Source organism: Marinobacterium sp. NO-S09 (assembly GCF_059179545.1).
Window position 1 is genome coordinate 3,913,041 of the sequence record NZ_CP168954.1, and the last position, 25,332, is coordinate 3,938,372.

Consider the following 25,332-nt stretch of genomic DNA (forward strand, 5'->3'; position numbering starts at 1 on the left):
TCTTAGTTGACCCGTCGTTGCCGCTGATGCATCTGAAATTCACGGATGCGTTCGCGATAGTGTTCCTTGGTTTGGGGCCGCATCACCGAGCGGTCTTCATCCAGCAGCTCGCCATTGAGATGCTTGGCCAGCGTTTCAGCCGTGGCCAGCATGCACTCGTAGGCCGTCATCGGGTCCTTGGGCTCGCTCATGGACATGAAGAAGGAGACCGCCGGAGTTTCCAGCGCTTCCATGTTGTCCGGATCGAAGGTCCCCGGGGCAACGGCATTGGCCATGCTGAACTGGATCGGCGAGCCTGGAGAGCTGTCCTCAGCACGGTGATAGATCGACATATCGCCCCAATCCATACCACAGGCATCGACAATTTTACCCAGTGCAGGCCCAGGCAGGCGCTCACCATTGCGGCCGACTACGGTAATCACCAGCACATGCTCGGGATCAGGCATGGACGAGCGTGTCGGGCCTTTGGGCTTCGCAGGAGCAGGCGTTTCAGCAGGTTCCACTGGCTCAGGCTCAGAAGGCTGCTCAACAGACTGTACAGGCTGGCGTGGCTGACTTTCCGTGCTCGCGGCTGCAGAGCGCTGCGGCTCGGGGGCCTCAGGTGTGAAATCGAGATCAGGTTCAGCCGCCACAGCGGGTTCAGCCGAGTGAGACAGGCGTTCCTGCTCAGCTTCGGCCGCTTCCACCCGCTCGGATTCACGTTCCACCGAGTCACGGTAGGCAGCCAGGGTATCGTTGGGAAGATCGGTACCAATCTGGTCAAACAGCGTGGGGATCGGCTGGTCCAGATCCAGTTCATGCTGATCGTCGTCAGGGACCTGTGCCTGTTCTGACTGCACCGGCAGAGGCTCTTCCTTCAGCGGGTAGTCCATCTCCAGAGAAGAGCCCTGAAGATCGCCACGGTCAACGGCGTCCATCAACTCACGGTCATCGCCGGCAGAGGCATCAGCCGGACCCAGGTTGTCAAACAGCGGTTCGGGCGCGGGTTCAGGCGCTTGCACAACCGGCTGAGCCGGCGCTGGCTTGCGCGTGTCCTGTTTGGGTTTGGCACGGGGCTTGGCTCGGCCTCGGGCTGCTTCCTCACGCGTGGGAATATCGTCAAACAGAGGGTCCATTTCGGTCAACTCTGGCGCCGCATCCAGAGACGGCTCCATGCGCTGATCCAGGCTGGGCTCTCGGCGTTCTTTTACAGCGGGGCGCGCAGGCGCGGTTTCACGTTCGGGCACCTCTTCAGGTGCCTGTCCCTGACATCGTCGCGCACCGCCGTTGGGCAGTTCAGGGTTATGGCCATCGCTGTCACCCAGCTCGGACAGGGTACGGTCAATCTCCAGCTTCAGCCGGCTCCGGTTGGCACTGACACGCCGCCAGCCATCCACCAGAATCAAAATCACAATCAGTACACCGCCGATGATTAGCCACTCGCGCAGACTGATATCCATATTTTCGCCTTACCCTGTTAATGAACGCCCTGCGTTACTTTAACACCTGGTCGATCACCAGTGAAACAGGCGCCTCGCGGCCCTGGGTTGCAACCGGACCAAATGTCCCCTGCAGGTCGCCTGCCTGAGGCTGAGGCTGTCCCGAAAGGCTGATCCGCGCGCTGATTTCCACTTCGTCATGCATCGACAGGCGTGCCTGGGGTGCCATCGCCATGGCATCCGTCAGTTCCAACTCTAACGGCAGGTCCTTTACCTGACGCTTAACAGCCGCCAGCGGCATACGCCCTTCCAGCGGACGGGCAAAAATAAACAGCGTCTGCTCCGGGTCGACCTGATCCAGCAACGCCGGATCCAGGGTGACCTGTACCCGGATGCTGGCCATATTCAGTTCCGGCACGTCGGGCACCGGCTGGCCGGCCGCCGCCAGCTGCTCCTGAGCTCGGGCGATGCCGCTGCGCAGCGAATCGGCTGCGGTGCCATCGGCATTGATCAGCGCCTTGCTCCAGTGTTCGATCGCTGCGGTGTAATTTTCCTGTTCAAAGGAATCGATCCCCAGCAGGCCCAGAGCCGCGATCTCATAGGGTTCCAGTGCCAGTGTCGCATTGATCTGCGCACGCACCTGCTCATCCATGACGCCGTTGTTGGCAAAATACATGGCCTGGGCCAGCTGACCCATCACACTGGCGTATTGTGGAGCTTCCCGGGGCAGGTAATCGAGCACCTTGGCAAAGGCATCACGACCGCCCGCATAATCCCCCATGTTCATGTAGGTATTGGCCAGCAGGTACCAGCCTTCCGGGTTCTCGGGGTCTGCCGCCAATTCCTGCTTCAGGGAGGCAATGGCCTGCTCCATGGTCATCTGGCCGTTGGGGCCTGGCGGGTTGTTCAACGCAACCGCCAGGTCATCCGCACGGCCCAGGTGGTTGTACAGGCCCAAGGCTGCGGCCGGAATCATCAGAGCCAGCAGAGTCACGGTGACCAGTTGCGCCTGGCCAACACGGGTACGCTTGGGCATTTCCGGGGCTTCATCCTCTTCCGCGTCAATCAGCAGATTGCGTTCCAGCTCCAGCTTCAGCGTGGCGAACTCGACTTCAGCCAGGGTGCCCTGACGACGCTCATTTTCCAGTTCCGTCAGGCGTTCACGGAAAATATCGATGTTTTGCTGGCGACGCTCTGTAGCTTCACTGCGGGCCAGACGTTGATGTCGCACCACTGGGGCAAACATGAACGCGATGGCGATCAGTGTCAGAACCGCGATACCGATCCAGAGTGTACTCATTGATCTTTTTCCTGTTGCAGTAGCTTGTTCAGGCGCTCCGCCTCTTCAGGCGTCAGGTTGTCACTGGGGCTATAGCCTTCGTTTTGACCCGGCTGTGCCTCAGTAGCAGTGCTGTTCTCACTCAACGTCTGGCGGTTGCGCCGATTGCGGCTGATCAAAAAGACCACCATAAGGCCGATGCCCAGCAGTACAAAGGGGCCATACCAGAGCAGCCAGGTGGTCTCCGTTACACGCGGGCGGTAGAGCACGAATTCACCGTAGCGGGTCACCATGAAGTCGATGATGCTGGCATCCGGCTCGCCCTCTTCCACCATGCGGTGTACTTCACGGCGCAAATCTGCTGCGAGAGGCGCATCGGAATCAGCGATATTCTGGTTTTGGCACTTGGGGCAGCGCAGCTCACCGGTCAGCTGATGAAAGCGCTCCTCATTACTTTCGTTCGAGAATTCGTAGGCATCGATGGCCGCCGTTGCCGACAACGGCGCCAGCAGAAACAGCCAGAGGCACAGACGCTTGATCATCCCTTGGCCTCCGTGCGGACCTGCTGCATCACCTGCTGCAGGGTCTCCCACACCTGGGCATCAACTGCACCGACATGGCGATAGCGCACGCGGCCTTCTGCATCCAGCACATAGGTTTCAGGCGCACCATAGACACCCATATCCAGCCCCAGGGTTCCTTCCTGATCAAGCACAACTTTCTGATACGGATTCAGGTAGCGGCGCAGCCATTCGCGCGCCTTGCCCGGCTCATCCTTGTAGTTGATACCGTAGATGGTAACGCCTTCATCCCGCGCCAGACGGTTAAGGAAGCCGTGCTCCTCCTTACAGGTAGGGCACCAGGTCGCCCAGACATTCAGCAGAGCCACTTCACCAGCCAGATCGGCCGGGGTCAGCAAGGTGTCAGGCTCGGTGAGCGAAGGCAGCTCGAAAGCCGGCAGCGGCTTTTTCTTTTCAGCCAGTTCCGAAGGCAACTCGGTCGGGTCCAGTGACAGACCCCGCCACAGGAAAATACCCAATACCAGAAACAGTACCAGCGGAATAAAGGCAAACAGCTTACGGTTGTTCATTGTCACCTCTCAGCTTCAGGCAGCCGCCGTGGCACGGCGTTTTCGGTAGCGTGGATCAGACGCAGCCAGGAGACCACCAAAGGTCATCAACAGGCCGCCCAGCCAGAGCCAGCGCACATAGGGTTTGTACTGCACACGTACCGCCCAGGCACCATTTTCCAGGGGTTCACCCAGTGCCACGTAAAGGTCACGGGTAAAGCCGGGGTCAATAGCGGCTTCTGTCATCACATTGCCACGTGCGGTGTAGAGGCGCTTCTCCGGATGCATTTCCGTGTACGGTTCACCATTGAGCAGGACACGGATCTGGCCCTGGTCGGAGGTGTAGTTCGGCCCTTCCACGTGGCGGTTGCCATCGTAGATAAAGGTGTAGTCACGGAAACTGATGGAATCGCCCGGCTGCATGCGCAGGTCACGCTGCTCGCTGTAGATCGATACCAGCGCGACGCCAACCACCAGTACGGCAACACCCAGGTGCGCCAGCACCATGCCGTAATAGCTGCGCGTCTGTTTCAGCAGGCCGGCCAGCTTTTCGCGGCGGTGTCGCAGGCGGTTATAGAGGTCACGTAGACCACTGAGTACGACCCACCAGGCCAGTACCAGTCCCAGGGTAACCCAGGGCTTGAGTTCAGCGGCAAACAGCCAGGTAGAGCCGACACCCAGCACCAGAGCAACGACACCCGGCAACCAGAGCTGTTGTACCAGCATACTCAGCTGCATCTGCTTCCAGCGACTGACCACACCGATACCCATGAACACCACCAGTATTGCGCCCAGCGGCACAAACAGTGCGTTAAAGTACGGCGGGCCTACCGACAGTTTGCCCATGCCCAGTGCATCCACAATCAGAGGGTAAATGGTACCGAGCAGCACCATGGCGCAGGACACCACCAGCAGCACGTTATTGACCAGCAACAGGCTTTCGCGTGACAGCAGACCAAAGCTGGACTCGCTGCGCATTTGACCGGCACGCAGAGCGTACAACAGCAAAGAGCCACCGATCACAATTGCCAGCATCACCAGAATAAACAGACCACGCTCAGGGTCGGAGGCGAAGGCATGTACCGAGGTCAATACACCTGAACGCACAAGGAAGGTGCCCAGCAGACTGAGCGAGAAGGCGAAAATCGCCAGCAGCACAGTCCAGCTTTTGAACACACCACGTTTCTCGGTCACGGCAAGGCTGTGAATCAGTGCAGTACCCACCAGCCAGGGCATCAGGGAGGCGTTTTCCACCGGATCCCAGAACCACCAGCCGCCCCAGCCCAGCTCGTAATAGGCCCACCAGCTGCCCAAAGCGATGCCCAGCGTCAGAAACGCCCAGGCGACTGACGTCCAGGGGCGCGACCAGCGTGCCCAGGCAGCATCAAGGCGGCCACTCAGCAGCGCGGCAATGGCAAAGGCAAAGGATACGGCAAAGCCCACATAGCCCATGTACAGCATCGGTGGGTGCACAATCAGGCCGAAGTCCTGCAGCAGCGGGTTCAGGTCGGCACCTTCCTGCGGGAAGGCCGGCAGATGACGTTCAAAGGGGCTGGAGGTAAACAGGATAAACAGGTAGAAACCGACCGAAATCCAGCCCATTACGGCCAGCACGCGGGAAATAATATCCTGCGGCAGGTTACGGCTTTTTACCGCGACCGCCAACGTCCAGGCGGCCAGGATCAGCGCCCACAACAACAGCGACCCTTCATGGCCACCCCAGACCGCACTCATGCGGTAGTACCAGGGCAGTGCCGAGTTGGAGTTGCTGGCCACATAGGCCACGGAGAAATCGTTGTACAGGAAGGACCAGCTCAAACAGATAAAGCTGAACAGGGTAAACAGGAACATGCCCTTGCTGAGCGGACGGGCAAAGTTCATCCAGAGAACATTGCCGCGGCTGGCGCCCACCAGGGGCACGATCGCCAGAAGTACAGAGAGACACAGGGCCAGAATGAGGGAAAACTCACCCAGTTCGGGAACGACCATATCGATCATTTATTGAACTCCTGACCTTCAGGCTGGGGCATTTTGCCAGCCTTGGCGAGCGCTTCAGCCACTTCCGGCGGCATGTAGTTTTCATCGTGCTTGGCGAGGACTTCTACCGCATTCAGCACGCCTTTCTCATTGAGGGAACCCTGGGCGACAATGCCCTGACCTTCACGGAACAGGTCCGGCAGAATACCGGTGTACTCAACAGTCACGGTCTTGTCGTAGTCGGTAATGTCGAACTGGACGAACAGGGAGTCTGGGTCGCGTTTCACGCTGCCATCCACCACCATGCCACCGGCACGGATACGGGTGTCCTGAGGCGCTTCACCGGCCGCAATCTGGGTGGGTGAGTAGAACAGGTTGATGTTCTGGTTCAGTGCGAACAGGGTCAGGCCAACGGCCACGCTGACGCCCACAACAATGAACATGACGATCAACAGGCGTTGTTTGCGTTTCGGTGTCATTGTACCCCCTCCTCACGACGCAGACGGCGTTTCTGCTCCGCCAGCAGGCGGTTACGTTGCAACCAGGGCAGAACCAGGTTGATCAATATGACGGCAACACCCAGCCCGTAGCTGAGCCAGACGTAGAGTCCGTGGCCACCCATGGCCAGAAACTCGGAAAAACTGCTAAAACTCACCACAACCTCACTGCTTGCTCAGGAGTTCACGCACCCAACCGGTACGTCGCTCACGCCATACGATTTCGTTGCGCAGCCGCATCATCAAACTGACCGCAAAGAGACAGTAGAAGCCCACCACCATGACCAGTAGCGGCACCCACATCTCGGCGGGCATGGCCGGTTTCTCGGTCAATTTGAACGTAGCCGGCTGGTGCAGAGTGTTCCACCACTCCACCGAATACTTGATGATCGGGATGTTGACGACCCCCACCAGCGACAGAACCGCTGATGCCTGCGCTGCAGTGGACTCGTTTTCGATGGCAGAGTTCAATGCCATCACCCCGAGGTACAGGAAAAACAGAATGAGCATGGAAGTCAGGCGTGCGTCCCAAACCCACCAGGAACCCCAGGTCGGCTTGCCCCAGATGGCACCCGTTGCCAGCGCCAGCACCGCCATGGAAGCACCGATGGGAGCTGCGCTTTTGAGCACCATATCAGCGACTTTCATCTTCCAGATCAGGGCTATCGCCCCCGCAACGGCCATAAGCATGTAGGCTGACTGGGCCAGAATGGCCGCCGGCACATGCAGGTAAATAATGCGGAAACTGTTGCCCTGCTGATAATCAGCCGGGGCAAACATCAGCGCCCAGAGGGTGCCACCAATCAACGACAGGCCCGCAATAAGGGCAAACCAGGGCAGGAGCTTACCGGTTATCTGGTAACACCAGCGCGGTGAGGCCAGCTGGTAGAACCAGCGCGGCATCCATTTTTTTTCCGCCATAACGTCTCTTTATTTGTCTTAGCTACTCATCGATATTCGCAGTGCGGCACTTATCGCCAATGGCGCCAGCCCCAATGCCAGCGCCAGCAACGCACCCAGCAGAGCCAGGTAGCCGCCCAGCGGCAGGCCCGTCACTGCGGCCTGGACCGCACTGGAGCCAAAGATCAGTACCGGAATATATAACGGCAGCACCAGCAGCGAGATCAGTACCCCGCCCTTGCGCAGCCCTACGGTCAAAGCCGCACCTATTGCTCCCACCAGACTCAGGGTAGGCGTCCCCAGCAACAGGCTCAGCATCAGTCCCGGCATGCCATCTGCCGGAAGAAACAGCATCACGCCCAGCAGTGGCGCCATCAGCGTCAATGCCAGACCGGTGACACTCCAGTGGGCCAGCACCTTGGCCAGCACCACCACAAACAGAGGCTGTGGACTCAGCAACAGCTGTTCCAGCGAGCCATCCTCGTAATCGGAGCGAAACAGCGCATCCATCGACAGCAGTGTGGCCAGCAGGGCCGCAACCCAAACCACCCCAGGCGCCAGCTGAGACAGGAAGCCCGGCTCCGGGCTCACCCCCAACGGAAACAGGGTGGCGACCATGAGGAAAAAGATCAACGGATTGACCAGATCACTCTTGCGTCGAAACGACAGCAGATACTCCCGTCGACAGGTTGCCCAGAACAGTCCGGACAGGCTCTGCCGCTGCGATTCAACGGAATTAGTCTGCATTGTCATACTGAAGTTCCCGCACACTGGTCCAGATTGATTTTACGTACCGGCCCGCGGATACCCAGCTCATGATGGGTCGTCAGGATGACACTGCCGCCCTGTTGCGCATGTTTGAGAAGCAGATTTTCCTTGGCCGCCACCCCTTTTTTATCGATAGCGGTAAAGGGTTCATCCAGAATCCACAGCGGGGCCCGGCTCAGGTAAAGGCGCGCCAGGCTGACACGGCGGTTCTGCCCTGCCGACAACGAATGACAGGGCACATCTTCATAACCACGCAGACCAACCTGCTCCAGCGCATGGTCAATGGCCTCAGCATCAATGGCCGGGCTCAGAGCCGCATACCAGCGCAGGTTTTCCTGCGGCGAGAGCACCGCTTTCACGCCCGCCTGATGACCGAAATACAGCAGATTGCGACAGAACTCTTCGCGTACCTCACTGACCGGTTCACCGCGCCAGAAAATATCCCCTTCATAATTGCGCGACAAACCACTGAGAATACGCAGCAGTGTGGTTTTGCCACTGCCGTTCTGGCCTTCAATCTGGACGATTTCACCCGGTGCGATGGCAAAGCCAAGGCGGCTGAACAGTATCCGGTCGTCGCGTTCACAGAAGAGGTTTTGTACGGTTAACAGCTGATCTGCCACGCCTGGACCCTTTAAAAAACGGACTCTTGGTCGATAATGAACAAATGGGCCATTATATACAGAATGCCCCCTTAGCGTCAGGCTCAACTTTTGCAGGAAGGACAGGGCTCTTGTTACCCCCGACTACAGTCCCGAACAATACAACCTCTGGTAGCCAGAACCGGCCCAGCACCTCAGCCCTGCCCGCACCGGGCAACCAGGTTCAGGCGGTCGTACGCAGTGTTGCCAGTGGCGATACCTCCGGCCAGGTGTTTCGCATCCAGGTTGAAGCCAACAACCGCCTGCTTGAACTGGTCACCCGGGCTCCGCTGGCCAATGGCGACCGCATCAACCTGTCCCGAACGCCTGGTGGCGAACTGCAGATCCAGCTGCCGACACAGGGCAACCAGGGTCAGCCAGCAGCCAACGCCGGCGCCAATATCAACCGCATCCTGCTCAATGTGGCGCAGCAGAATAGTGCCCAGATCATGCAGTCGCTGCCGCTCAACACCCCCAAACAGGCACAGGTGACACAGTCGGTGCCGCTGACCATCAGCACCCCGCCTGCGCAGGGAAGCAACGCAGGAGCCAATCCTGCTGGCACAGCTCAGCAGCCATCGGCCAATACACCAACGCCAGGCCAGGCCGGCGGCGCCCAGACGAATTCAGCTACAACCGGTGCCGCTTCAAACAATAATCCGGCAGCTACCGGCAGCCAGGCCCGTCCCGCACCATCAACTGCGGGCAGCGGTACTCCCCCTGCAGGGGCTGCTCAGACTTCCGGCACCTCTGCCGCTTCCCAAACAGGCTCAAGTAGCCCTCCTGCTGCAAACGCTCAAACGCCAGCACAGGGGCGCGCCAGCGTAGCCACCGGCGGTTCCGGCAATGCCGCTGCCAACACCTCCGCCTCGAGTGGCAACCAGGCAGCTCAAACCCAACCACCGACCGCCTCAGCTCCCCAGCTGGCGGCAAAAGCTCAGGTATACAGAGCCCAGATCACACAGATCAACGCCATGCCGACGGGCGGGGCCAATAGCAACACTCAGACACCAGCGCCTACTGGCACTCCGGCACAAGGACAGGCAGCTCAAACATCGCCACCGCCGGGTACAGCAGCTCAAAACAACCAGTCTCCGCCTGCGGCTAAGCCACCAACACCACCGAGCACCAACGCCCAGAGTAACAATGCCCAAACCACTTCAGGGACAACTACTGCCCGAGCTGAATCCACTCCGGCCCAACCCCAGCCTGCCGCTGTTACGCAAAAAGGCCAGCAATTGGCGCGATCATTGGGCATGCAACAGCCGCCGCCAGCGCCGACCCAGCACCAGGTACAGTTGAACCTGGCTGGCGAGCGTATCAGCCTGATCAGCCCTCGCCCCCTGATGGTAGGGCAGCAGGTTGTACTGACCCGGACCGATGCCCAACAGGTAAGCCTGTCTCCTGCCCCTCAAGCTCAGCAGCCACTGCAACAAAGCGTGCAGCAACCGGCTGTTCAGCAGGCGCTGCGGGATGCATTGCCCCAGCAGATTCCCTTTGGTGATGCGCTCAACCAGATGATGCAGCTCAGCCAAAGCCCGGCGGCACGCAATCAAAGTGCCGTCACCCAGCTGGTGCAGTCCATGCTGAGCCTGTTCGGCGTCAGCCCTGGCAGTGAGGATGCGGGAGAGGCGGTGAAGCGCAACCTGCAGCAGGGTGGTTTGCTGACCGAAGCACGACTGGGCCAGGCCAGTGCCGACAAGGCTGCTCCCCAGGCCGACCTCAAACAGCAGCTGGGACAGTTGCTGAAGGCCGCCGAGCAACTGCCCGAGGGCGCACGTCAGCAGATGACCCGACTGATTGATGCCCTGCAGGCACGCTCCACCAGCCAGCAGGTCAGCAGCCTGCAGGCCTGGAAAGAACAGCCGGATGGCTCCATGGAGCGTGCCTACCGGCTGGATCTGCCGATCCGTCAGGCCGAGCGTTTCGAGAATGCGGAACTGACCATTACCGAACGGCGGGAGCGCCAGCCGGATGGAGACATGCTGTCACTCTGGAGTGCAGCCCTGCACTTTGATCTGGATGAGCATGGCAGTGTGGATGCTCGTCTCAGCCTGCAGGAAGGCTGGCGCCTGCAGCTGCAATTCTGGGCCGAGGAACCGCAAACCCAGCGCCTGATCAACCAACGCCTGGACCCGTTTACGGATAATCTGCACCAGCAAGGTTTTTTGGTCGAAAACGTTCAGGTCCATGCCGGTCGTCCCACACAACCTGAACTGAATGATATCCAGCGCCGGCTGGTGGATGTGCATACATGAGCAATCGCCCGGAAGATAAAAGTGCCGTTGCCCTGCGCTATGACTCAGATGCCGGCACCGCGCCCAGAGTCGTCGCCAAGGGGCACGGGCTTATTGCCGAGCAGATACTGGCGCTGGCCGAACAGCACGATATCCACATCCACCAGAGCCCGGAACTGATTGAAGTACTGATTCGGCTGGAGCTGGGGGAAGAGATTCCCGAGGCTCTGTACCGGGCCATCGCAGAAGTGATCGCCTTTGCCTACGGGCTGAAGAAGGAAGAAGGTAAAGATACAGGCAAAGCCGGGACTCAATGACGCTGATGTTGCTCCGGCAGCATCTCGCTGCTGTGCAACTCCTGATGCAGCAGGGCCATCAACTCGGCTTCAGGCCGGCCAATGCCGCAGTTGCGCACCAGGTCGTCCACTGAAGCACCCATTTCCATCAGTTTCGCGGCCTGATTGTAAGCAAGCACGCCGGGATCGCGGTTCTCCAGCTCCTGCTGTTTTTCCACTGTGATATTGAGCGTGCGCTCGATCGCCATCAACCGCTTGCCCATGCCGATGGAGCCGTTGGTCATGGCACGAATCTCATTACGCAGCACATTGATCAGCGCCTGATGCTGACGTTCCTGGCGTTTGACCCGGATCAGCACATGAATGCAGATCGCGGCCGCCAGCAGTGTCAGCACCGCCATACCCAACATGATTAGCTGTGTGTATTCCGCCACGCCGAATCCGTGCTCCGTTAAGACAGGGTTAATCCGAACGGAACAGTGTAACCGATCCCGTCCGGGTGTTCATCGCCTTCAGGCACTGCAGGCTTCGAATTCCAGCAACAGCTGCTCAATATCCAGAACCGCACAGCGTTCCGGCATATAGGTGCCCAGCAACCAGGAGCGGTGCTCACGGTCATGGTTCCAGTTAATGCCCGATGTCGGGATGCGGACCGATTTGATCAGTTCGTCACAGGCCAGTGCCCAACGACGACCGCGCAAGATAATCACCTCTGAGTACTTCGAGTACTCGGGCTTGTAGCGCTCGGGAATCAGCCAGCGAGCCGTATCCACAATACGCGTCCAGGCCGGGTCGGTGCCGAAGCGGCCAATCATCCACTCAGGACCTTCAAGAGACATGGAAAGATCCTCCAGCTGCAATGCTCCTTCAACCTGCTCAAAGGGCACTGCCAGCTTGAGACCGTGCATATCCAGCAGAATACAGTTCACCTCGGCGCCTAGCGCCTTTGCTTCAGGCGGAGGCGCCTTGGATGCGGCGGGCTGTGGTGCCGGTTCAGGTGCTGGCTCTGGCTCTGGCTCTGGCTCTGGCTCTGGCTCTGGCTCTGGCTCTGGCTCTGGCTCTGGCTCTGGCTCTGGCTCTGGCTCTGGCTCTGGCTCTGGCTCTGGCTCTGGCTCTGGCTCTGGCTCTGGCTCTGGCTCTGGCTCTGGCTCTGGCTCTGGCTCTGGCTCTGGCTCTGGCTCTGGCTCTGGCTCTGGCTCTGGCTCTGGCTCTGGCTCTGGCTCTGGCTCTGGCTCTGGCTCTGGCTCTGGCTCTGGCTCTGGCTCTGGCTCTGGCTCTGGCTCTGGCTCTGGCTCTGGCTCTGGCTCTGGCTCTGGCTCTGGCTCTGGCTCTGGCTCTGGCTCTGGCTCTGGCTCTGGCTCTGGCTCTGGCTCTGGCTCTGGCTCTGGCTCTGGCTCTGGCTCTGGCTCTGGCTCTGGCTCTGGCTCTGGCTCTGGCTCTGGCTCTGGCTCTGGCTCTGGCTCTGGCTCTGGCTCTGGCTCTGGCTCTGGCTCTGGCTCTGGCTCTGGCTCTGGCTCTGGCTCTGGCTCTGGCTCTGGCTCTGGCTCTGGCTCTGGCTCTGGCTCTGGCTCTACAGTGATTGTGGGCTCAGGGGAGTCAATAGGGGAAGCATCTTCTGCCGGATCCTCTGCAGCCGGGCTTTCTTGAGACGGCTCCACCGGTTTGCTTTCGGTTTTGGGCTCGACCTCAGGTGCGTCCAGGTCTGGATCCTGCAACAGGGCCTCGAGGTATTCGAATACAACTTTTTTCTGATCAGCCATGGCTTACTCCTGTCGACGCCGTTCCAGCAGTGTACGCAACAGGCGCGCATAGGCATGCACACCACGACTGCCCGCATCAAGCGACGACGGTACCAGCCCCTTTAGGCTGGCATTTCTGAATTTGGTATCGACCGGCACAACCGCATTGGAAACATGATCTGCATAATGATGATGCAGCTCACGCAAGCTGTTGACTGAGGCCTGAGTTCTGCGATCGTAGAAGGTGGGGACGATGGTGTAGGCCAGCTTATTGCGGCGGGCACGGTTAATCATTTCAATGGTGCGCACCATACGCTCCAGCCCTTTAAGCGCCAGGAATTCGGTCTGTACCGGCACTAATAGATGATTACAGGCCGCGAGGGCATTCACCATCAGCACACCCAGCACCGGCGGGCTGTCCATAATGACGTAATCATAGTCGGCCTGCAGGTGACGCAGCGCCTTGGCTACCTGCAGCCCCATGCCTTCCTGTGCAACCGCCTTGCGTTCAAGTGTGGCCAATGCGGTCGAGGCCGGAATCAGCTGGATACTTTCGTGGCTGGTTTCGAGAATAAGCTGGCGTACCTGATCCTGCTCCACTTTAACCTGTTCAAACAGATCATAGACGCTGTGTTCCAGCTCATCGGGGTCATAACGGAAATAGCTGGTCATCGACCCATGTGGATCCAGGTCGACCAGGAGCACCCGGTAGCCCACTTCCGCCAGAAGACCGGCCAGGGTAACAGCGGTGGTCGTTTTGCCCACACCGCCCTTCTGATTTGCAACTGCCCATACCTGCATCATTGTTGTTCCTGTTCTTGCTCCGGGCTTGCCTGTCGAAACAGAATCCCGGAGTCCGTTTCCACCTGTTCCAGTGTCGGTACCGACGGCGACTCATCTACGCCTTCGATCAACAACGTATTAATTGCATCCTCACTGATGCGGTCACTGCCATAGGCTTCCACTGCTCGGCGCACCTTTTGATCACGTGCTACCACTATCACGATACGACGGTTGCGCTGCCGCCCCTCAGCCGTGCGGTTACTGTAGGCCGGCTGATACTGGCCATAACCCACCGCAGCCAGACGCTGCGGGGCAACCCCCCGTTGCTGCAGCAAACGCACAACCGCAGCGGCACGTGCTGCAGAGAGCTCCCAGTTGGATGGAAAACGTGCTGTATTGATCGGCTGACTGTCGGTAAACCCTTCAACATGCACGGGATTTTCTGCATCCTGCACCAGTTCAATCACCGGCTGCAAGAGTGCGTCCGCTTCAATCACCGGAATGGCATCACCACTGGCAAACAACAAACTGGCATTCAGCTCTATCGCAACCCAGAGACGGTTGCCACTGACCTGCACCAGTCCCCTGTCAATCTGCTCAGCGAATATCTGCTCTGCTTGCGTCCTGATCGCGTCCAGTTGTTGGCTGACCTCGGGATCTGACGGCTCAACACGGGCTTCAGGTTCACTGACAGGGCGCGCTTGCCCATCCAGAAGACCCGGCCCCCGGGAAGTCGGCGTCAGCACCTGACTGCCACCTTCGGCGCGAAAAATCTGCGAAAGTGATTCCGATAGCTGGCGGTATTTGTCTTCGTTCACCGAGGACAGCGCATACATCACCACGAAGAAAGCCAGCAGCAGTGTCACGAAGTCCGCCCAGGAGATCATCCAGCGGTCGGTTTTCAGATCGGTTTCAGGACGGCGTCGGCGCGGCATCGCTCGTATCCAGATAGCCTTGCAGCTTAAGCTGAACGCTTTTGGGCCCCTGGCCGTCAGCAATCATCAGCAACCCTTCCATCATCATTTCATGGTAGAGGCTGCGGCTGTCAATCATTTGACGCAGCTTGGCCGCCAAGGGCAGCAGTAGCAGGTTGGCCACGCCAATACCGTAGATGGTCGCCACAAACGCCGTCGCGATGCCGCTGCCCAACTGGGACGGCTGATCCAGACGCACCATCACTTGTATCAAGCCCAGAACAGCGCCAATAATCCCCATGGTCGGCGCATAACCGCCCATACTTTCCAGCACGCGCGCTGCCTGGTAATCACGCTGCTCACGGGTGATCAGTTCCACTTCAAGGGTAGCCCTGACCGCTTCCGCCGGTTTACCGTCTGCCAATAATTGAAGTCCATTGCGCACGAAACGATCCTCCACGGAGGAGGCTTCCTGCTCCAGCGCCACCAACCCTTTCCGATGAGCCGTTATACACCAGTGGATCAACTGCTGGATGCCCTGCTCATGTGACAACTGTGTGCGTTGTGACAGGCTTAGCAGTTGGCCGGTACGGCGCAGAATCGCAGGCGGGGTTTGCACCATGACGGCCCCCAGCGTACCGCCGAATACAATCAGAGCGGCCGGCAAGTTCACCAGCTGCAGCAAGCTTCCGCCCTCCAGCTGATTGGCGGCAATAATCGCTCCTATGCCCAGCAAAAGCCCGAGCAAGAGCCACATCAGCGCGGTCCCCGATTCGCCAACAGGGGGCCGATGTCCTCCAGTGCCAATACCGCATCTGCCAGATTTGCATTGACCACCGCCTGTGGCATGCCGTAAATGGTGCAGGTATCCCTGTTCTGCGCCCACATGGTGGAGCCGGCCTGTTTCAGCAGACGGGCACCATCACAGCCATCCGCGCCCATGCCGGTCAAAATCACGCCCAGCACCTTGCCGGAATAGGTTTTCGCGGCAGAAGCATAGGTAACATCCACACTGGGCTTGTAGGTCAGACGCTCGTCACCGGGCAGGATACGCACCCGATCCGTCTGCTTGGGGTCAATCATCATCTGCAGACCGCCAGGTGCCAGCAACGCCAGCCCCGGGCGCATACGATCGCCGTCCTCAGCTTCCTTGACACTGATGTTGCACTGCTGATTCAAGCGCTCGGCAAATACCTGGGTAAAGGTTTTCGGCATGTGCTGCACTAGCAGGATCGGGTAGGGATAATTGGCCGGCAAGGCCGTCAATACCTTCTGCAATGCGGCCGGTCCGCCTGTGGAAGCGCCAATCACCACCAGCTTGCAATCCGGGAAGCGCACGCGGCTTGCCGGCGTTGTAGCCGGGTCATTTTTACCTGAAACCGCAGGAGCAGCAGGTGAAGCGACAGGTGGCGCCGTCTCGCGTGAACGCAGCGCGCTTGGAGTGGTGCGTGGCGCTGGGGTGGTGCGTGCGCGAGGACTGGCAGTCGTTGTCGAAGTGGTGCTGCGTGGCTTCTCGGGCTCAGGCCTGAACACCATGGTGGTGCCCTTCTCGGCATGCCCCGGGTAGGAACGTTCGAAGGCGGTGCTGCGACGGTGTCGACGGCTACGCCCCAGAGCCACCAGGCGATCAATCAACTGGCTGCGGACGCTGCTGCCCTTGTCCATCCAGGCACGAATATCCTTGGGCAGATAGTCGGCCGCGCCGGCCTCAAGTGCCTGCAGGGTGACGCGCGCGCCTTCATGGGTCAGCGAAGACAGCATCAATACGTTGGTTGGCGCCTCACGCATGATGATGCGTACCGCTTCAATGCCATTCATTTGTGGCATTTCCACATCCATGGTAACGACATCAGGCTTGAGGCGCTTGGCCAGCTCCACCGCTTCCTTGCCATTGACGGCGGTGCCTACCACGCTGAGACGGGGGTCATCCTTCAGCATCTCTTCGATGCGATGGCGGAAAAACCCCGAATCATCAACGATCAACACACTTACCGGCATAGTACTTCCTCTGTCACATCCGCCGTACTCAGGTCGATGCGTAGTATTTCAGCAAATTGGGAATATCAATGATCAGTGCAATGCGGCCATCACCTGTAATGGTGGCACCGGACAGGCCCGGTGTACCGTGCAGAATGCTGCCCAGAGGCTTGATCACCACCTCTTCCTGACCCACGAGCTGGTCGACAATGAAGCCCACACGGGTGGTACCCACACTGACAATGACCACATGCCCCTGATCAGGCAGCTCGGCACCTGACTGCCCTTTCACCAGCCAACGCTTGAGGTGGAACAGCGGCAACGCCTGATCGCGCACAATGATCACCTGTTGACCATCGACAATGTTGGTCTTGGTCAGATCCAGGTTGAAGATCTCATTCACGTTCACCAGCGGCAGCGCAAAGGCCTGACCTTCCAGCACCACCATCAACGTCGGCATGATCGCCAGCGTCAGCGGTACCTGAATGGCGATACGGGTGCCCTGCCCCAGAATGGAATCGATGCTCAGGGTACCGTTCAGCTGGGTGATCTTGGTTTTGACCACATCCATGCCCACGCCGCGGCCGGACACATCCGAAATCTCGGTTTTGGTGGAGAAACCGGCCTGGAAGATCAGGTTGAAACACTCCTGATCGGTAAGGCGACGCGCAGCTTCCGCATCCATCATGCCGCGTTTAACGGCAAGGTTGCGCAGTTTTTCCGGATCCATACCGGCGCCGTCATCCTGAATAATCAACAGGATATGGTCACCTTCCTGCTCTGCAGAGAGCAGAACATGACCTTCACGCGGCTTGCCGCTGCTGGCGCGCTGATCCGGATCTTCAATACCGTGATCAACTGCGTTGCGCACCAGGTGGATCAAGGGGTCCGCCAGAGCTTCGACCAGGTTTTTATCCAAGTCGGTCTCTTCACCTCGTAACTCAAGACGGACTTCCTTCTTGAGGCTGCGAGAAAGGTCTCGAATCAGACGCGGGAAGCGGCCGAATACCTTCTTCACCGGCTGCATGCGTGTTTTCATGACCGAGGTCTGCAGGTCGGCAGTCACCATATCCAGCGTGCCCAGCGCCTTGGCCATCTCTTCGTCTTCACGGGTATTGCCCAGACGTACCAGACGGTTACGCACCAGTACCAGCTCACCCACCATATTCATGATTTTGTCGAGCAGGCGTGTATCAACACGCACATTGCTTTCGGCAGGTGGCTTATTGGCCTTGGCAGCCGCTTTGCTGGCTGTGTCTTTCGGTTTTTCCGGTTCCGCAACGACAGGTGCCGCGGCGGCGACCGGCTCAACCGGAGCCGGCTGAGGTTCAGGTGCTACCGGAGCCGGAGCAGGTGCGGCTGCCGGCGCTGCTTCATCATGCGGCAGGTGAGCAAAGGCCCCCTGGCCAGACGACTGCAGCTCATCCAGCAGCGCTTCAAACTCGTCATCGGTAATCAGGTCTTCGCCGGTACTGCCCGCCGCTGGTGCGTCACCAGACGCTTCGGGGGTATGGACCGGCCCTTTGCCCGGGCCATGCAGCTCGTCGAGCAGGGACTCGAATTCGTCCTCGCTAATCAGGTCATCATCACCGCCGGATGGGGCTGCCCCCCCTTCAGCATGACTCCCCGCGAGATCCCCCAGCAGCATTTCAAAATCATCGCTGGGAGTGTTGGGGTTAGTGCTGGCCGCTTCAGCAGGTGCCTGAGGAGCAGGCTCTGAAGGGGCTGGAGGTGGAGCTGCGGGAGCTGTTGCCGGAGCTGAAACAGGCGGTACTTCGCCGCCTTTACCTTCGGCATAATCCTTCAGCGCCTGCAATAGCTGGGGCGATGCATGCTCGGGCTCGTCACCGGAACGCACGCTCTCGAACATGGCGTTGACTGAATCCAGTGCCTGCAGCACCACATCCATCAAATTGGCGCTAACTGCCAGCTCGCCATTGCGCAGCAGGTCGAACAGGTTCTCGGCCTTGTGGCAGCACTCAACCATTGCGTCCAACTGCAGGAAACCGGCACCACCCTTAACCGTGTGGAAGCCCCTGAAAATCGCGTTTAGCAGATCCTTGTCATCGGGGCGCTGCTCCAGATCCACCAGCTGCTCCGAGAGCTGCTCAAGAATCTCGCCCGCCTCAACGAGAAAGTCTTCCAGAATTTCCTGATCGACATCCAAACTCATACGGAGCTCCTATCAAAATCCCAGGCTGGAAAGCAGGTCATCCACATCGTCCTGGTCACACACATTATCCCCTTTGCCAGTCGGAAGTTGAGGGCCTTCCGCACGAACAGGATCATGCTTGTCTTGTTTTTTATCGCTACTATCGGGTGCCGCAGGCTCTTCTGCCGTGGGCTCAGCCGCGCTCACACCAGCAACAGACGAGCCCTCAAGACTACTGAGACGCTCTACCTTGGCTGCCATATCCATCAAACTGACCAGCTGGCCTTCCACCTGGGTTACCAATGTGATGACACGGCGAATCAACTGCCCGGTTATGTCCTGTGTCCCCTGGGAGACGAGGATATCGGTCAAGGTTGTACGCAGTTCTTCAATTGTTGCCTCGGATTCGCTCTTGAGCTTACAGGTACGGTCATACACACCATCCAGAGCCTTGAACTCGCCCTCCAGCTGCCCTACCAGAAGCAAAAGCTCCTTGAAGCGCCCGCTCTGCTGATCCAGTTTGTCTACCAGACTGAGTGAGCGATCAACCCGGTCCATGGTTTCATGAGCGCTTTTTTCCGTCAGCTCGATAACATAGCTCAAGCGATCGGACGCATCTCCCATGGCCGATTGTACGTCGGCTTCCGCCGTGGGCATTTGCCCGCCGACATCACTGGAAAAGGTTTTGATTGCCTCATGCAGGCCGCGTGTCAAATGGCCCACTTCGTTGTAGAACACCTGGTGCCGAGCGAACTGAAGCTCGTTGATCAGCCCCATGGCTTCCGGCAGATTACCGGCTTCCAACTCGGACACCAAGGCTTTGGCCCTGTCACGCAGGAACTCGTCAAAACCGTTGAAATCCACTTTGCTGGCCGTTTGCGCTGCCATCTGCGACTCCCCGCTAACGCCTGTTAGCCATCAATACGTTCAAAGATCTTATCGATCTTTTCTTTCAGCACGCCGGCGGTGAAGGGTTTAACAACATAACCGTTCACACCTGCCTGCGCCGCAGCGATGATCTGTTCACGCTTAGCTTCGGCCGTGACCATCAGCACTGGAATCTGTGACAGAGATGGGTCAGCACGCACGGTTTTCAACAGGTCGATACCGGTCATGCCGGGCATGTTCCAGTCGGTAATCAGGAATTCGATATGTCCCTGCTGCAGAATCGGCAACGCCGTCTTGCCATCGTCTGCTTCTTCCACATTGGTGAAGCCGAGATCGCGCAGCAGGTTCTTGATGATGCGTCGCATCGTCGAGAAATCATCTACGACAAGAATTTTGATGTCTTTTTTCAAGACACTTCTCCCAGTTCAAAAACATCTTTCAGCGTTGTCCGCCGATGGCTGGCGCCACCTGACGCTCAACGCCAATCCTTCAGCCGGCCTCTAAGCCGGAGGGCTGCCTGACTGTGAATCTGGCTGACGCGTGATTCACTGACACCCAACACCTGACCGATCTCTTTTAAGTTCAGCTCTTCGTCATAATACAGCGACAGAACCAAACGTTCACGTTCCGGCAGACGACCAATGGCATCAGCCAGCGCCTGGCGGAAACCGCCATCTTCATGTTGCAACCCGGGCCCCGGGTCCGCCGTTTCAAACTGATCACCGGGCGACTCGTCCGAAGACTCGGTTAATTGATCATAGCTGAACAGACGACTGTCGACCGAGTCCTGCAACAAGGCATGGTAATCGGTCATACTCACCTGGAGCTCTGCAGCCACTTCCGCATCGGAGGCATCGCGCCCGGTGCGGTGCTCAATCTGATTGATCGCATCACTGACACGACGCGCATTCCGGTGCACGGAGCGCGGTGTCCAGTCGCCCCGGCGCACTTCGTCAATAATGGCGCCACGGATACGAATGCCGGCAAAAGTCTCAAAACTGGCCCCTTTACTGGCATCGTAGCGCCGAGCAGCTTCCAGCAGCCCGATCATGCCGGACTGGATCAGGTCATCCAGGACAACGCTTGCCGGCAGCCGCGCCATCAGGTGATGGGCAATACGCTTGACCAGCGGCGTATACTCCTGAATCAGCTCCTGGCCTGATTTAAACTCCAATTCGTTGTACATACACGCTGCTATCAGGGAGCTCTTGTACCCTGGACAAGACGCTCAACAAAAAACTCAAGGTGTCCGCGGGGGCTGTTGTTAACGGGCCAGCCATCAACCTTGTTGGCCAGCTGCCGATATGCCAGCGCAGCCTTGTCCCGGGGGTAAGCCTTGAGAACCGCCTTCTGTTTCTGCACGGCCTTGCGTACCGTCTCATCATAAGGGATTGATCCCAGGTATTGAAGCGTCACATCAAGGAACCTGTCGGTAACTGTCAACAGTTTGTTAAACATGCTCCGCCCCTCGGACTCGGTACGCACCATATTGGCCAGCACACGGAACCGCGTCATCTGGTAGTCACGGTTGAGCAGTTTGATCAACGCATAGGCATCGGTGATCGAGGTCGGCTCATCGCATACCACCACAAGCACTTCCTGCGCCGCCCTGACAAAGCTGACGACCGAATCCGATATACCCGCCGCAGTATCGATTACCAACACATCCAGCTCATCGGCGATATCGTTAAAGGCATGAATCAGCTCGGCGTGCTCGTGCGCACTCAACGCCGTCATTTCCTGGGTACCCGATGCTGCCGGTACAATCCAGAAATTCTCACCGGCGCTGACCATCACATCCTTGAGAGTAGCCTGACCGGACAATACGTCCGCGATGTTCTGCTTGGCTCTCAGCCCCAGCATCACATCCACATTGGCCAGCCCCAGGTCAGCATCCATCAGCACAACACGCTGATTCATCTCACTCAGAGCCGCGGCCAGGTTTACGGAAACGTTGGTCTTGCCAACACCGCCCTTACCACCTGTGACTGCTATTACTTTTACCGGGTGGGTTTGCTTCATCCAACGACTCCTCAACCCGCCCTGAACAGGGACGCCGCCCCGTCATCCGAATGACCCGACGCTTTCTGCGCCGTGACAACTGCTCGACTGACCAGGTCGTTCCGGCTGGCGATGCCAATATCGTCCGGAATCTTCTGCCCATCAGTGATATAGGTCACCGGCAGCTGTTTTTCCACCGCCAGTGTCAACGCTTCACCCAGGCTACCCGATTCATCCGTTTTACTGAGCACACAGCCGTGCAAGCCTAATGTAGAGTAGTTGTCATAGGCGCTACGCATCAACTGTTGCTGACTGGAACAGGACAGCACCAGCAGTTTTTTCAGCCTTAACGTGACGCCTGACAACATCTGCATCTGCAGTTGCCCCTGAGGGTCACTGGCATTCATACCCGCTGTATCGATCAAAACCAGGCGCTTGTTTCTCAAGCTTTGCAGCACTTCTTCCAGGCTGTGGCTTTCATCGACCACACGCACAGGCACATCGAGGATGCGGCCAAACGTCTTCAGCTGCTCATGTGCCGCGATACGGAAGCAGTCCGTGGTCACCAACGCCAGACTGGAACTGCCATGCTGCAGCACATGACGCGCTGCCAGCTTGCCAATAGTGGTCGTTTTGCCCACTCCGGTGGGACCGACAAAGGCGATCATACCACCGCGTTCAATCATCTCTTCGCCCAATACCGGCAAGGCGTCCGACAACCTCGACAAAGCATTGCGCCAGGCCTTGTCCGGTGACAGGTCCGGCTCGACGCCGCTCATCAGCTGGCGCACCAGCGCCTGGCCCAAACCCAGCTGCTGCAGTCGACGCACAACCAGATTATCCGCACCGGCAGTGTCTGGTTGAGAAGAATACACAGGGTTTTGCGGTGGCGCGGGGGTGGGTTGTGCATTTTGCTGGAGCAGAGAGCGCAGCTCCTGAATCTCGTGCTGCATGCTTTGCAACAGGCTATCATCACCGATAGATGCCGTGTCCTGATGCGGCGGCTCATCCATCGGCAAGGGTGCCGGCTCACGGGCCGGAGGTCTGGCGGGCGGGCGCTGTTCTTCCAGCTCGCGACGGCGATTTCGACTGCGCAACGACTCCAGAATAGAGCGAAGATCTTCATCATCTTCGTCATCAATCTGGCGGTTGGCATTGCGGTCTGCGGCCGGAGTAGGCTCCGTCATGCGACGGCTGGCTTCGGCGATACGGGCGCGGGTCTTGTTCAGCTCCGCCTCAAGGGCCGCATTGCGGCTGGCCTGCTCCGACTGGTGTGAATGCCCTCCGGTGAGGATACGTACCTGTTCCTCACGGTTGGAGCCACCCGGTTTGGCCGCAGCCGCCCGGTTGCGCTTCAGCTCTGCCTGCGCCGCCTCGTACTCATCTTCACGCGCAGCCACGACCTCCACCCCACCGGCAACGCGATGGTTGGAAATGATGACCGCATCGGGTCCGATCTCTTCACGCACCCGGCGCATCGCTTGTCGCATGTCCGGTGCAAAGATGCGTTTGACTTTCATATGCTTCCCTTATCGGCAGCCAGTCGCCAAACCCTAGCCATTTTGTCCACCTACTGTGGCCACGATGGTGACTTTCTTGTTTTCAGGGATCTCCTGATAGGAGAGTACATGAATTTGGTGCTCACCATAACGCACAAATTTCGCCATCAGGGGACGCACCGGGGCCGCAACCAGCAGTACCGACGGCTTGCCTGCCATCTCCTGCCGCTGCGCTGTTTCAGCCAGGGATTTCTGCAGACGCTCAGCCATACCCGGCTCCAGCACCATGCCTTCATCCCCCTGGCCCTGCTGCATGGAGTTGAGCAGCATCTGTTCAAGTGCCGGTTCAAGGGTTATCACCGGCAGATCAGGATCGGAGCCATTGACGGTCTGAACGATCAGACGCGACAGGGCCACACGTACCGCCGCCGTCAATGCCAGCGGATCCTGGGTACGCTGCACCGCCTCGGCCAGCGCTTCGGCAATGGAACGGAAATCTTTCAGCGGCACCTGCTCCATCAACAGGTTCTGCAATACCTTTAACAGCGCACTGATCGACAGCTTCTTCGGAATAAGCTCTTCCACCAGTTTGGGACAGGACTTGGTCAGCAGATCCAGCAACTGCTGCACTTCCTCATGCCCCAACAGCTCATGCGCATGGTTTTGCATGATCTGGTTGATATGTGTGGCCACAACCGTGCTGGCATCGACCACCGTGTAACCCAGTGTCTGCGCCTGCTCTTTCTGGTTCTTCTCGATCCAGACCGCATCCAGACCAAACGCCGGATCCTTGACGGCAACGCCCTTGAGATCGCCAAACACCTGGCCCGGGTTAATCGCCAACTCACGGTCAGGGTAGATCTCGGCCTCACCCGCAATCACGCCCATCAGGGTTACGCGGTAAGCCCCGGGCAGCAGATCCAAATTGTCGCGGATATGCACCGAAGGCACCAGGAAGCCCAGATCCTGTGACAATTTCTTGCGTACCCCTTTGATACGACCAAGCAGTTGACCACCCTGCATTTTGTCCACCATGGGTATCAGCCGGTAACCAACCTCCAGGCCAATCATGTCCACCGGCATGACATCATCCCAGCCCAGTTCGCGCTGCTCTTCAGCAGGCTGCTCGGTTTCAACCGTCTGTTCCTGTTCTGCCGCTTCTGCAGCCGCCGCCTGACGCTGTACTTCACGGCGATGAATCCACCAGGCACCACCGGCTGCCAGCGCTGCCAGACCGATAAAGGCGATGTGCGGCATGCCGGGCACAATGCCCATGATAAACAGTATGGCAGCCGCCACGCTAAGCGCACGCGGCGAGGCAAACATCTGACGGAACACCTGGGCACCCATCGCTTCGGATGAGTTGGCTCGGGTCACCATCACCGCCGCCGCAGTAGACAGCAGCAGCGACGGAATCTGTGCAACCAGGCCATCACCGATGGTCAGCAGCGAGTAGTACTGCAGTGCCATGTCAAAGCTGAGGCCGTGCTGGACCATGCCGATACCCAGACCGCCCAGCAGGTTGATCACCAGGATCAAAATACCGGCCACGGCATCACCGCGCACGAACTTGGACGCACCGTCCATGGCACCGTAGAAGTCGGCTTCCTGAGTTACTTCCTGACGCCGGGAGCGTGCCTCATCCTGATTGATCAGGCCTGCATTCAAGTCTGCATCGATGGCCATCTGCTTACCGGGCATGGCATCGAGGGTAAAGCGGGCACTTACTTCGGAGATACGGCCTGCACCCTTGGTCACCACCACGAAGTTGATGATGACCAGAATCAGGAACACCACGATACCGACCACATAGTTGCCGCCCACAACTACATCACCGAAGGCCTCGATCACCTTACCGGCTGCATCACCGCCCTCATGACCGAACAGCAGCACCACACGTGTCGAAGCAACGTTAAGCGCCAATCGCAATAACGTTGCCGCCAGCAGGATGGTGGGGAAAACGGCGAAGTCCAGTGGCCTCAGGGCATAGATACTGACCAGCAGCACCACAATCGACAGCGCGATGTTGAAGGTAAAGAACACGTCCAGCAGAAAGGGCGGCATGGGCAGGGTGACCATGCCCAGAATAACCAGCAGCAGCAGCGGAATACCCAGATTCCCCTGTGTCAGGCCACGGACATTGTTCAGGATAACCTCGCGCTCCACTTCCCCTCCCGAGCGTCAAAAAAACGACAGATGTAGCCTTGATGGCAGCTTAAACAAACTGCCAAGGATAATAATGGGTGATAATGATGTTTTTCTGACGATTAACCGACACCCAGCAGGGTATTATGCAA

The 25,332-nt window shown here is 58.6% G+C and carries 26 protein-coding genes; 3 read left to right on the plus strand and 23 right to left on the minus strand.

Annotated elements, in window-relative coordinates; translation table 11 throughout:
• Positions 1-2: 2 nt before the first annotated feature.
• The 10 genes from zipA to ccmA are packed head-to-tail and all read right to left on the minus strand — an operon-like array spanning position 3 to position 8,519.
• The gene (zipA, locus tag O3C79_RS18060) at positions 3-1,439 is read right to left on the minus strand and encodes a cell division protein ZipA (RefSeq protein ID WP_494384220.1); all 1,437 of its coding nucleotides are present in this window, start codon (positions 1,437-1,439) and stop codon (positions 3-5) included.
• Between the two features lie 34 nt (positions 1,440-1,473).
• Positions 1,474-2,718 carry a c-type cytochrome biogenesis protein CcmI gene (ccmI, locus tag O3C79_RS18065; protein ID WP_494384221.1) on the minus strand — a complete coding sequence of 415 codons (1,245 nt, stop codon included), beginning with the start codon at positions 2,716-2,718 and terminating at the stop codon, positions 1,474-1,476.
• Positions 2,715-3,239 (minus strand): cytochrome c-type biogenesis protein, encoded by a 525-nt coding sequence (locus O3C79_RS18070; RefSeq protein WP_494384222.1) that lies wholly within the window; start codon positions 3,237-3,239, stop codon positions 2,715-2,717. Before O3C79_RS18070 ends, ccmI begins: the two co-directional genes overlap by 4 nt.
• Positions 3,236-3,787 carry a DsbE family thiol:disulfide interchange protein gene (locus O3C79_RS18075; RefSeq protein WP_494384223.1) on the minus strand — a complete coding sequence of 184 codons (552 nt, stop codon included), beginning with the start codon at positions 3,785-3,787 and terminating at the stop codon, positions 3,236-3,238. The genes O3C79_RS18070 and O3C79_RS18075 overlap by 4 nt, the downstream gene beginning before the upstream one ends.
• Positions 3,788-3,802: 15 nt before the next feature.
• Positions 3,803-5,764, minus strand: a complete 1,962-nt coding sequence (locus tag O3C79_RS18080; RefSeq protein WP_494384224.1) for a heme lyase CcmF/NrfE family subunit — start codon at positions 5,762-5,764, stop codon at positions 3,803-3,805.
• Positions 5,761-6,222, minus strand: a complete 462-nt coding sequence (ccmE, locus tag O3C79_RS18085) for a cytochrome c maturation protein CcmE (protein WP_494384225.1) — start codon at positions 6,220-6,222, stop codon at positions 5,761-5,763. The genes O3C79_RS18080 and ccmE overlap by 4 nt, the downstream gene beginning before the upstream one ends.
• On the minus strand, positions 6,219-6,398 hold the full coding sequence (gene ccmD, locus O3C79_RS18090; protein WP_010322314.1) for a heme exporter protein CcmD: 180 nt from the start codon (positions 6,396-6,398) through the stop codon (positions 6,219-6,221). The genes ccmE and ccmD overlap by 4 nt, the downstream gene beginning before the upstream one ends.
• Positions 6,399-6,405: 7 nt before the next feature.
• Positions 6,406-7,161 (minus strand): heme ABC transporter permease, encoded by a 756-nt coding sequence (locus O3C79_RS18095; protein WP_010322315.1) that lies wholly within the window; start codon positions 7,159-7,161, stop codon positions 6,406-6,408.
• A gap of 18 nt (positions 7,162-7,179) precedes the next feature.
• Complete coding sequence (gene ccmB / locus O3C79_RS18100; RefSeq protein WP_050813353.1) at positions 7,180-7,893, minus strand: heme exporter protein CcmB; 714 nt, start codon at positions 7,891-7,893, stop codon at positions 7,180-7,182.
• On the minus strand, positions 7,890-8,519 hold the full coding sequence (ccmA, locus tag O3C79_RS18105; protein ID WP_494385806.1) for a cytochrome c biogenesis heme-transporting ATPase CcmA: 630 nt from the start codon (positions 8,517-8,519) through the stop codon (positions 7,890-7,892). The genes ccmB and ccmA overlap by 4 nt, the downstream gene beginning before the upstream one ends.
• A 122-nt stretch (positions 8,520-8,641) precedes the next feature.
• Here ccmA and O3C79_RS18110 point away from each other — a divergent pair, with 122 nt between their 5' ends.
• Complete coding sequence (locus O3C79_RS18110) at positions 8,642-10,807, plus strand: flagellar hook-length control protein FliK (protein ID WP_494384226.1); 2,166 nt, start codon at positions 8,642-8,644, stop codon at positions 10,805-10,807.
• Entirely contained in the window at positions 10,804-11,103 is a 300-nt protein-coding gene (locus tag O3C79_RS18115; RefSeq protein WP_494384227.1) for an EscU/YscU/HrcU family type III secretion system export apparatus switch protein, read from the plus strand. Before O3C79_RS18110 ends, O3C79_RS18115 begins: the two co-directional genes overlap by 4 nt.
• Here O3C79_RS18115 and O3C79_RS18120 read toward each other — a convergent pair.
• Positions 11,097-11,516 (minus strand): DUF2802 domain-containing protein, encoded by a 420-nt coding sequence (locus O3C79_RS18120; protein ID WP_010322320.1) that lies wholly within the window; start codon positions 11,514-11,516, stop codon positions 11,097-11,099. The genes O3C79_RS18115 and O3C79_RS18120 overlap by 7 nt on opposite strands.
• A 78-nt stretch (positions 11,517-11,594) precedes the next feature.
• Positions 11,595-12,011, minus strand: a complete 417-nt coding sequence (locus tag O3C79_RS18125; RefSeq protein WP_494384228.1) for a chemotaxis protein CheW — start codon at positions 12,009-12,011, stop codon at positions 11,595-11,597.
• A 41-nt stretch (positions 12,012-12,052) separates the two neighbouring features.
• On the opposite strand from O3C79_RS18125, the gene O3C79_RS18130 reads away from it, so the two are divergent.
• Positions 12,053-12,661 carry a hypothetical protein gene (locus O3C79_RS18130; protein WP_494384229.1) on the plus strand — a complete coding sequence of 203 codons (609 nt, stop codon included), beginning with the start codon at positions 12,053-12,055 and terminating at the stop codon, positions 12,659-12,661.
• Positions 12,662-12,845: 184 nt separating this feature from the next.
• Here the strand turns inward: O3C79_RS18130 and O3C79_RS18135 are convergent, their stop codons facing one another.
• The 11 genes from O3C79_RS18135 to flhA all read right to left on the minus strand — a co-directional run bounded on the left by O3C79_RS18135 (position 12,846) and on the right by flhA (position 25,201).
• Positions 12,846-13,622 (minus strand): ParA family protein, encoded by a 777-nt coding sequence (locus tag O3C79_RS18135; RefSeq protein ID WP_494385807.1) that lies wholly within the window; start codon positions 13,620-13,622, stop codon positions 12,846-12,848.
• Positions 13,622-14,539: a flagellar motor protein MotD gene (motD, locus tag O3C79_RS18140; RefSeq protein ID WP_494384230.1), complete on the minus strand. Its 918-nt coding sequence runs from the start codon at positions 14,537-14,539 to the stop codon at positions 13,622-13,624. Before motD ends, O3C79_RS18135 begins: the two co-directional genes overlap by 1 nt.
• Positions 14,517-15,275, minus strand: a complete 759-nt coding sequence (locus tag O3C79_RS18145; protein ID WP_494384231.1) for a flagellar motor protein — start codon at positions 15,273-15,275, stop codon at positions 14,517-14,519. Before O3C79_RS18145 ends, motD begins: the two co-directional genes overlap by 23 nt.
• Positions 15,275-16,516 (minus strand): protein-glutamate methylesterase/protein-glutamine glutaminase, encoded by a 1,242-nt coding sequence (locus O3C79_RS18150; RefSeq protein WP_494384232.1) that lies wholly within the window; start codon positions 16,514-16,516, stop codon positions 15,275-15,277. The genes O3C79_RS18145 and O3C79_RS18150 overlap by 1 nt, the downstream gene beginning before the upstream one ends.
• Before the next feature lie 28 nt (positions 16,517-16,544).
• Positions 16,545-18,668 (minus strand): chemotaxis protein CheA, encoded by a 2,124-nt coding sequence (locus O3C79_RS18155; RefSeq protein ID WP_494384233.1) that lies wholly within the window; start codon positions 18,666-18,668, stop codon positions 16,545-16,547.
• 12 nt (positions 18,669-18,680) lie between these two features.
• Positions 18,681-19,535, minus strand: coding sequence for a protein phosphatase CheZ (locus O3C79_RS18160; protein WP_494384234.1), 855 nt, complete (start codon positions 19,533-19,535; stop codon positions 18,681-18,683).
• Between the two features lie 23 nt (positions 19,536-19,558).
• Positions 19,559-19,945 carry a chemotaxis response regulator CheY gene (gene cheY / locus O3C79_RS18165; protein ID WP_010325334.1) on the minus strand — a complete coding sequence of 129 codons (387 nt, stop codon included), beginning with the start codon at positions 19,943-19,945 and terminating at the stop codon, positions 19,559-19,561.
• A gap of 65 nt (positions 19,946-20,010) precedes the next feature.
• Positions 20,011-20,721, minus strand: coding sequence for an RNA polymerase sigma factor FliA (locus tag O3C79_RS18170; protein ID WP_494384235.1), 711 nt, complete (start codon positions 20,719-20,721; stop codon positions 20,011-20,013).
• Positions 20,722-20,732: 11 nt separating this feature from the next.
• Complete coding sequence (locus tag O3C79_RS18175) at positions 20,733-21,557, minus strand: MinD/ParA family protein (protein WP_010325332.1); 825 nt, start codon at positions 21,555-21,557, stop codon at positions 20,733-20,735.
• An 11-nt stretch (positions 21,558-21,568) separates the two neighbouring features.
• Positions 21,569-23,056, minus strand: a complete 1,488-nt coding sequence (gene flhF / locus O3C79_RS18180) for a flagellar biosynthesis GTPase FlhF (protein WP_494384236.1) — start codon at positions 23,054-23,056, stop codon at positions 21,569-21,571.
• A 33-nt stretch (positions 23,057-23,089) separates the two neighbouring features.
• Entirely contained in the window at positions 23,090-25,201 is a 2,112-nt protein-coding gene (flhA, locus tag O3C79_RS18185; protein ID WP_417534240.1) for a flagellar biosynthesis protein FlhA, read from the minus strand.
• Positions 25,202-25,332: the final 131 nt, after the last annotated feature.

Coding starts and splice junctions, on each gene's coding strand:
- zipA (WP_494384220.1), bottom strand. CDS start 1,439: ATGGATATCAGTCTGCGCGAGTGGCTAATCATCGGCGGTGTACTGATT.
- ccmI (WP_494384221.1), bottom strand. CDS start 2,718: ATGAGTACACTCTGGATCGGTATCGCGGTTCTGACACTGATCGCCATC.
- O3C79_RS18070 (WP_494384222.1), bottom strand. CDS start 3,239: ATGATCAAGCGTCTGTGCCTCTGGCTGTTTCTGCTGGCGCCGTTGTCG.
- O3C79_RS18075 (WP_494384223.1), bottom strand. CDS start 3,787: ATGAACAACCGTAAGCTGTTTGCCTTTATTCCGCTGGTACTGTTTCTG.
- O3C79_RS18080 (WP_494384224.1), bottom strand. CDS start 5,764: ATGATCGATATGGTCGTTCCCGAACTGGGTGAGTTTTCCCTCATTCTG.
- ccmE (WP_494384225.1), bottom strand. CDS start 6,222: ATGACACCGAAACGCAAACAACGCCTGTTGATCGTCATGTTCATTGTT.
- O3C79_RS18095 (WP_010322315.1), bottom strand. CDS start 7,161: ATGGCGGAAAAAAAATGGATGCCGCGCTGGTTCTACCAGCTGGCCTCA.
- ccmB (WP_050813353.1), bottom strand. CDS start 7,893: ATGACAATGCAGACTAATTCCGTTGAATCGCAGCGGCAGAGCCTGTCC.
- O3C79_RS18115 (WP_494384227.1), top strand. CDS start 10,804: ATGAGCAATCGCCCGGAAGATAAAAGTGCCGTTGCCCTGCGCTATGAC.
- O3C79_RS18130 (WP_494384229.1), top strand. CDS start 12,053: ATGCGGCGGGCTGTGGTGCCGGTTCAGGTGCTGGCTCTGGCTCTGGCT.
- O3C79_RS18135 (WP_494385807.1), bottom strand. CDS start 13,622: ATGCAGGTATGGGCAGTTGCAAATCAGAAGGGCGGTGTGGGCAAAACG.
- motD (WP_494384230.1), bottom strand. CDS start 14,539: ATGCCGCGCCGACGCCGTCCTGAAACCGATCTGAAAACCGACCGCTGG.
- O3C79_RS18145 (WP_494384231.1), bottom strand. CDS start 15,275: ATGTGGCTCTTGCTCGGGCTTTTGCTGGGCATAGGAGCGATTATTGCC.
- O3C79_RS18150 (WP_494384232.1), bottom strand. CDS start 16,516: ATGCCGGTAAGTGTGTTGATCGTTGATGATTCGGGGTTTTTCCGCCAT.
- O3C79_RS18155 (WP_494384233.1), bottom strand. CDS start 18,668: ATGAGTTTGGATGTCGATCAGGAAATTCTGGAAGACTTTCTCGTTGAG.
- O3C79_RS18160 (WP_494384234.1), bottom strand. CDS start 19,535: ATGGCAGCGCAAACGGCCAGCAAAGTGGATTTCAACGGTTTTGACGAG.
- O3C79_RS18170 (WP_494384235.1), bottom strand. CDS start 20,721: ATGTACAACGAATTGGAGTTTAAATCAGGCCAGGAGCTGATTCAGGAG.
- O3C79_RS18175 (WP_010325332.1), bottom strand. CDS start 21,557: ATGAAGCAAACCCACCCGGTAAAAGTAATAGCAGTCACAGGTGGTAAG.
- flhF (WP_494384236.1), bottom strand. CDS start 23,056: ATGAAAGTCAAACGCATCTTTGCACCGGACATGCGACAAGCGATGCGC.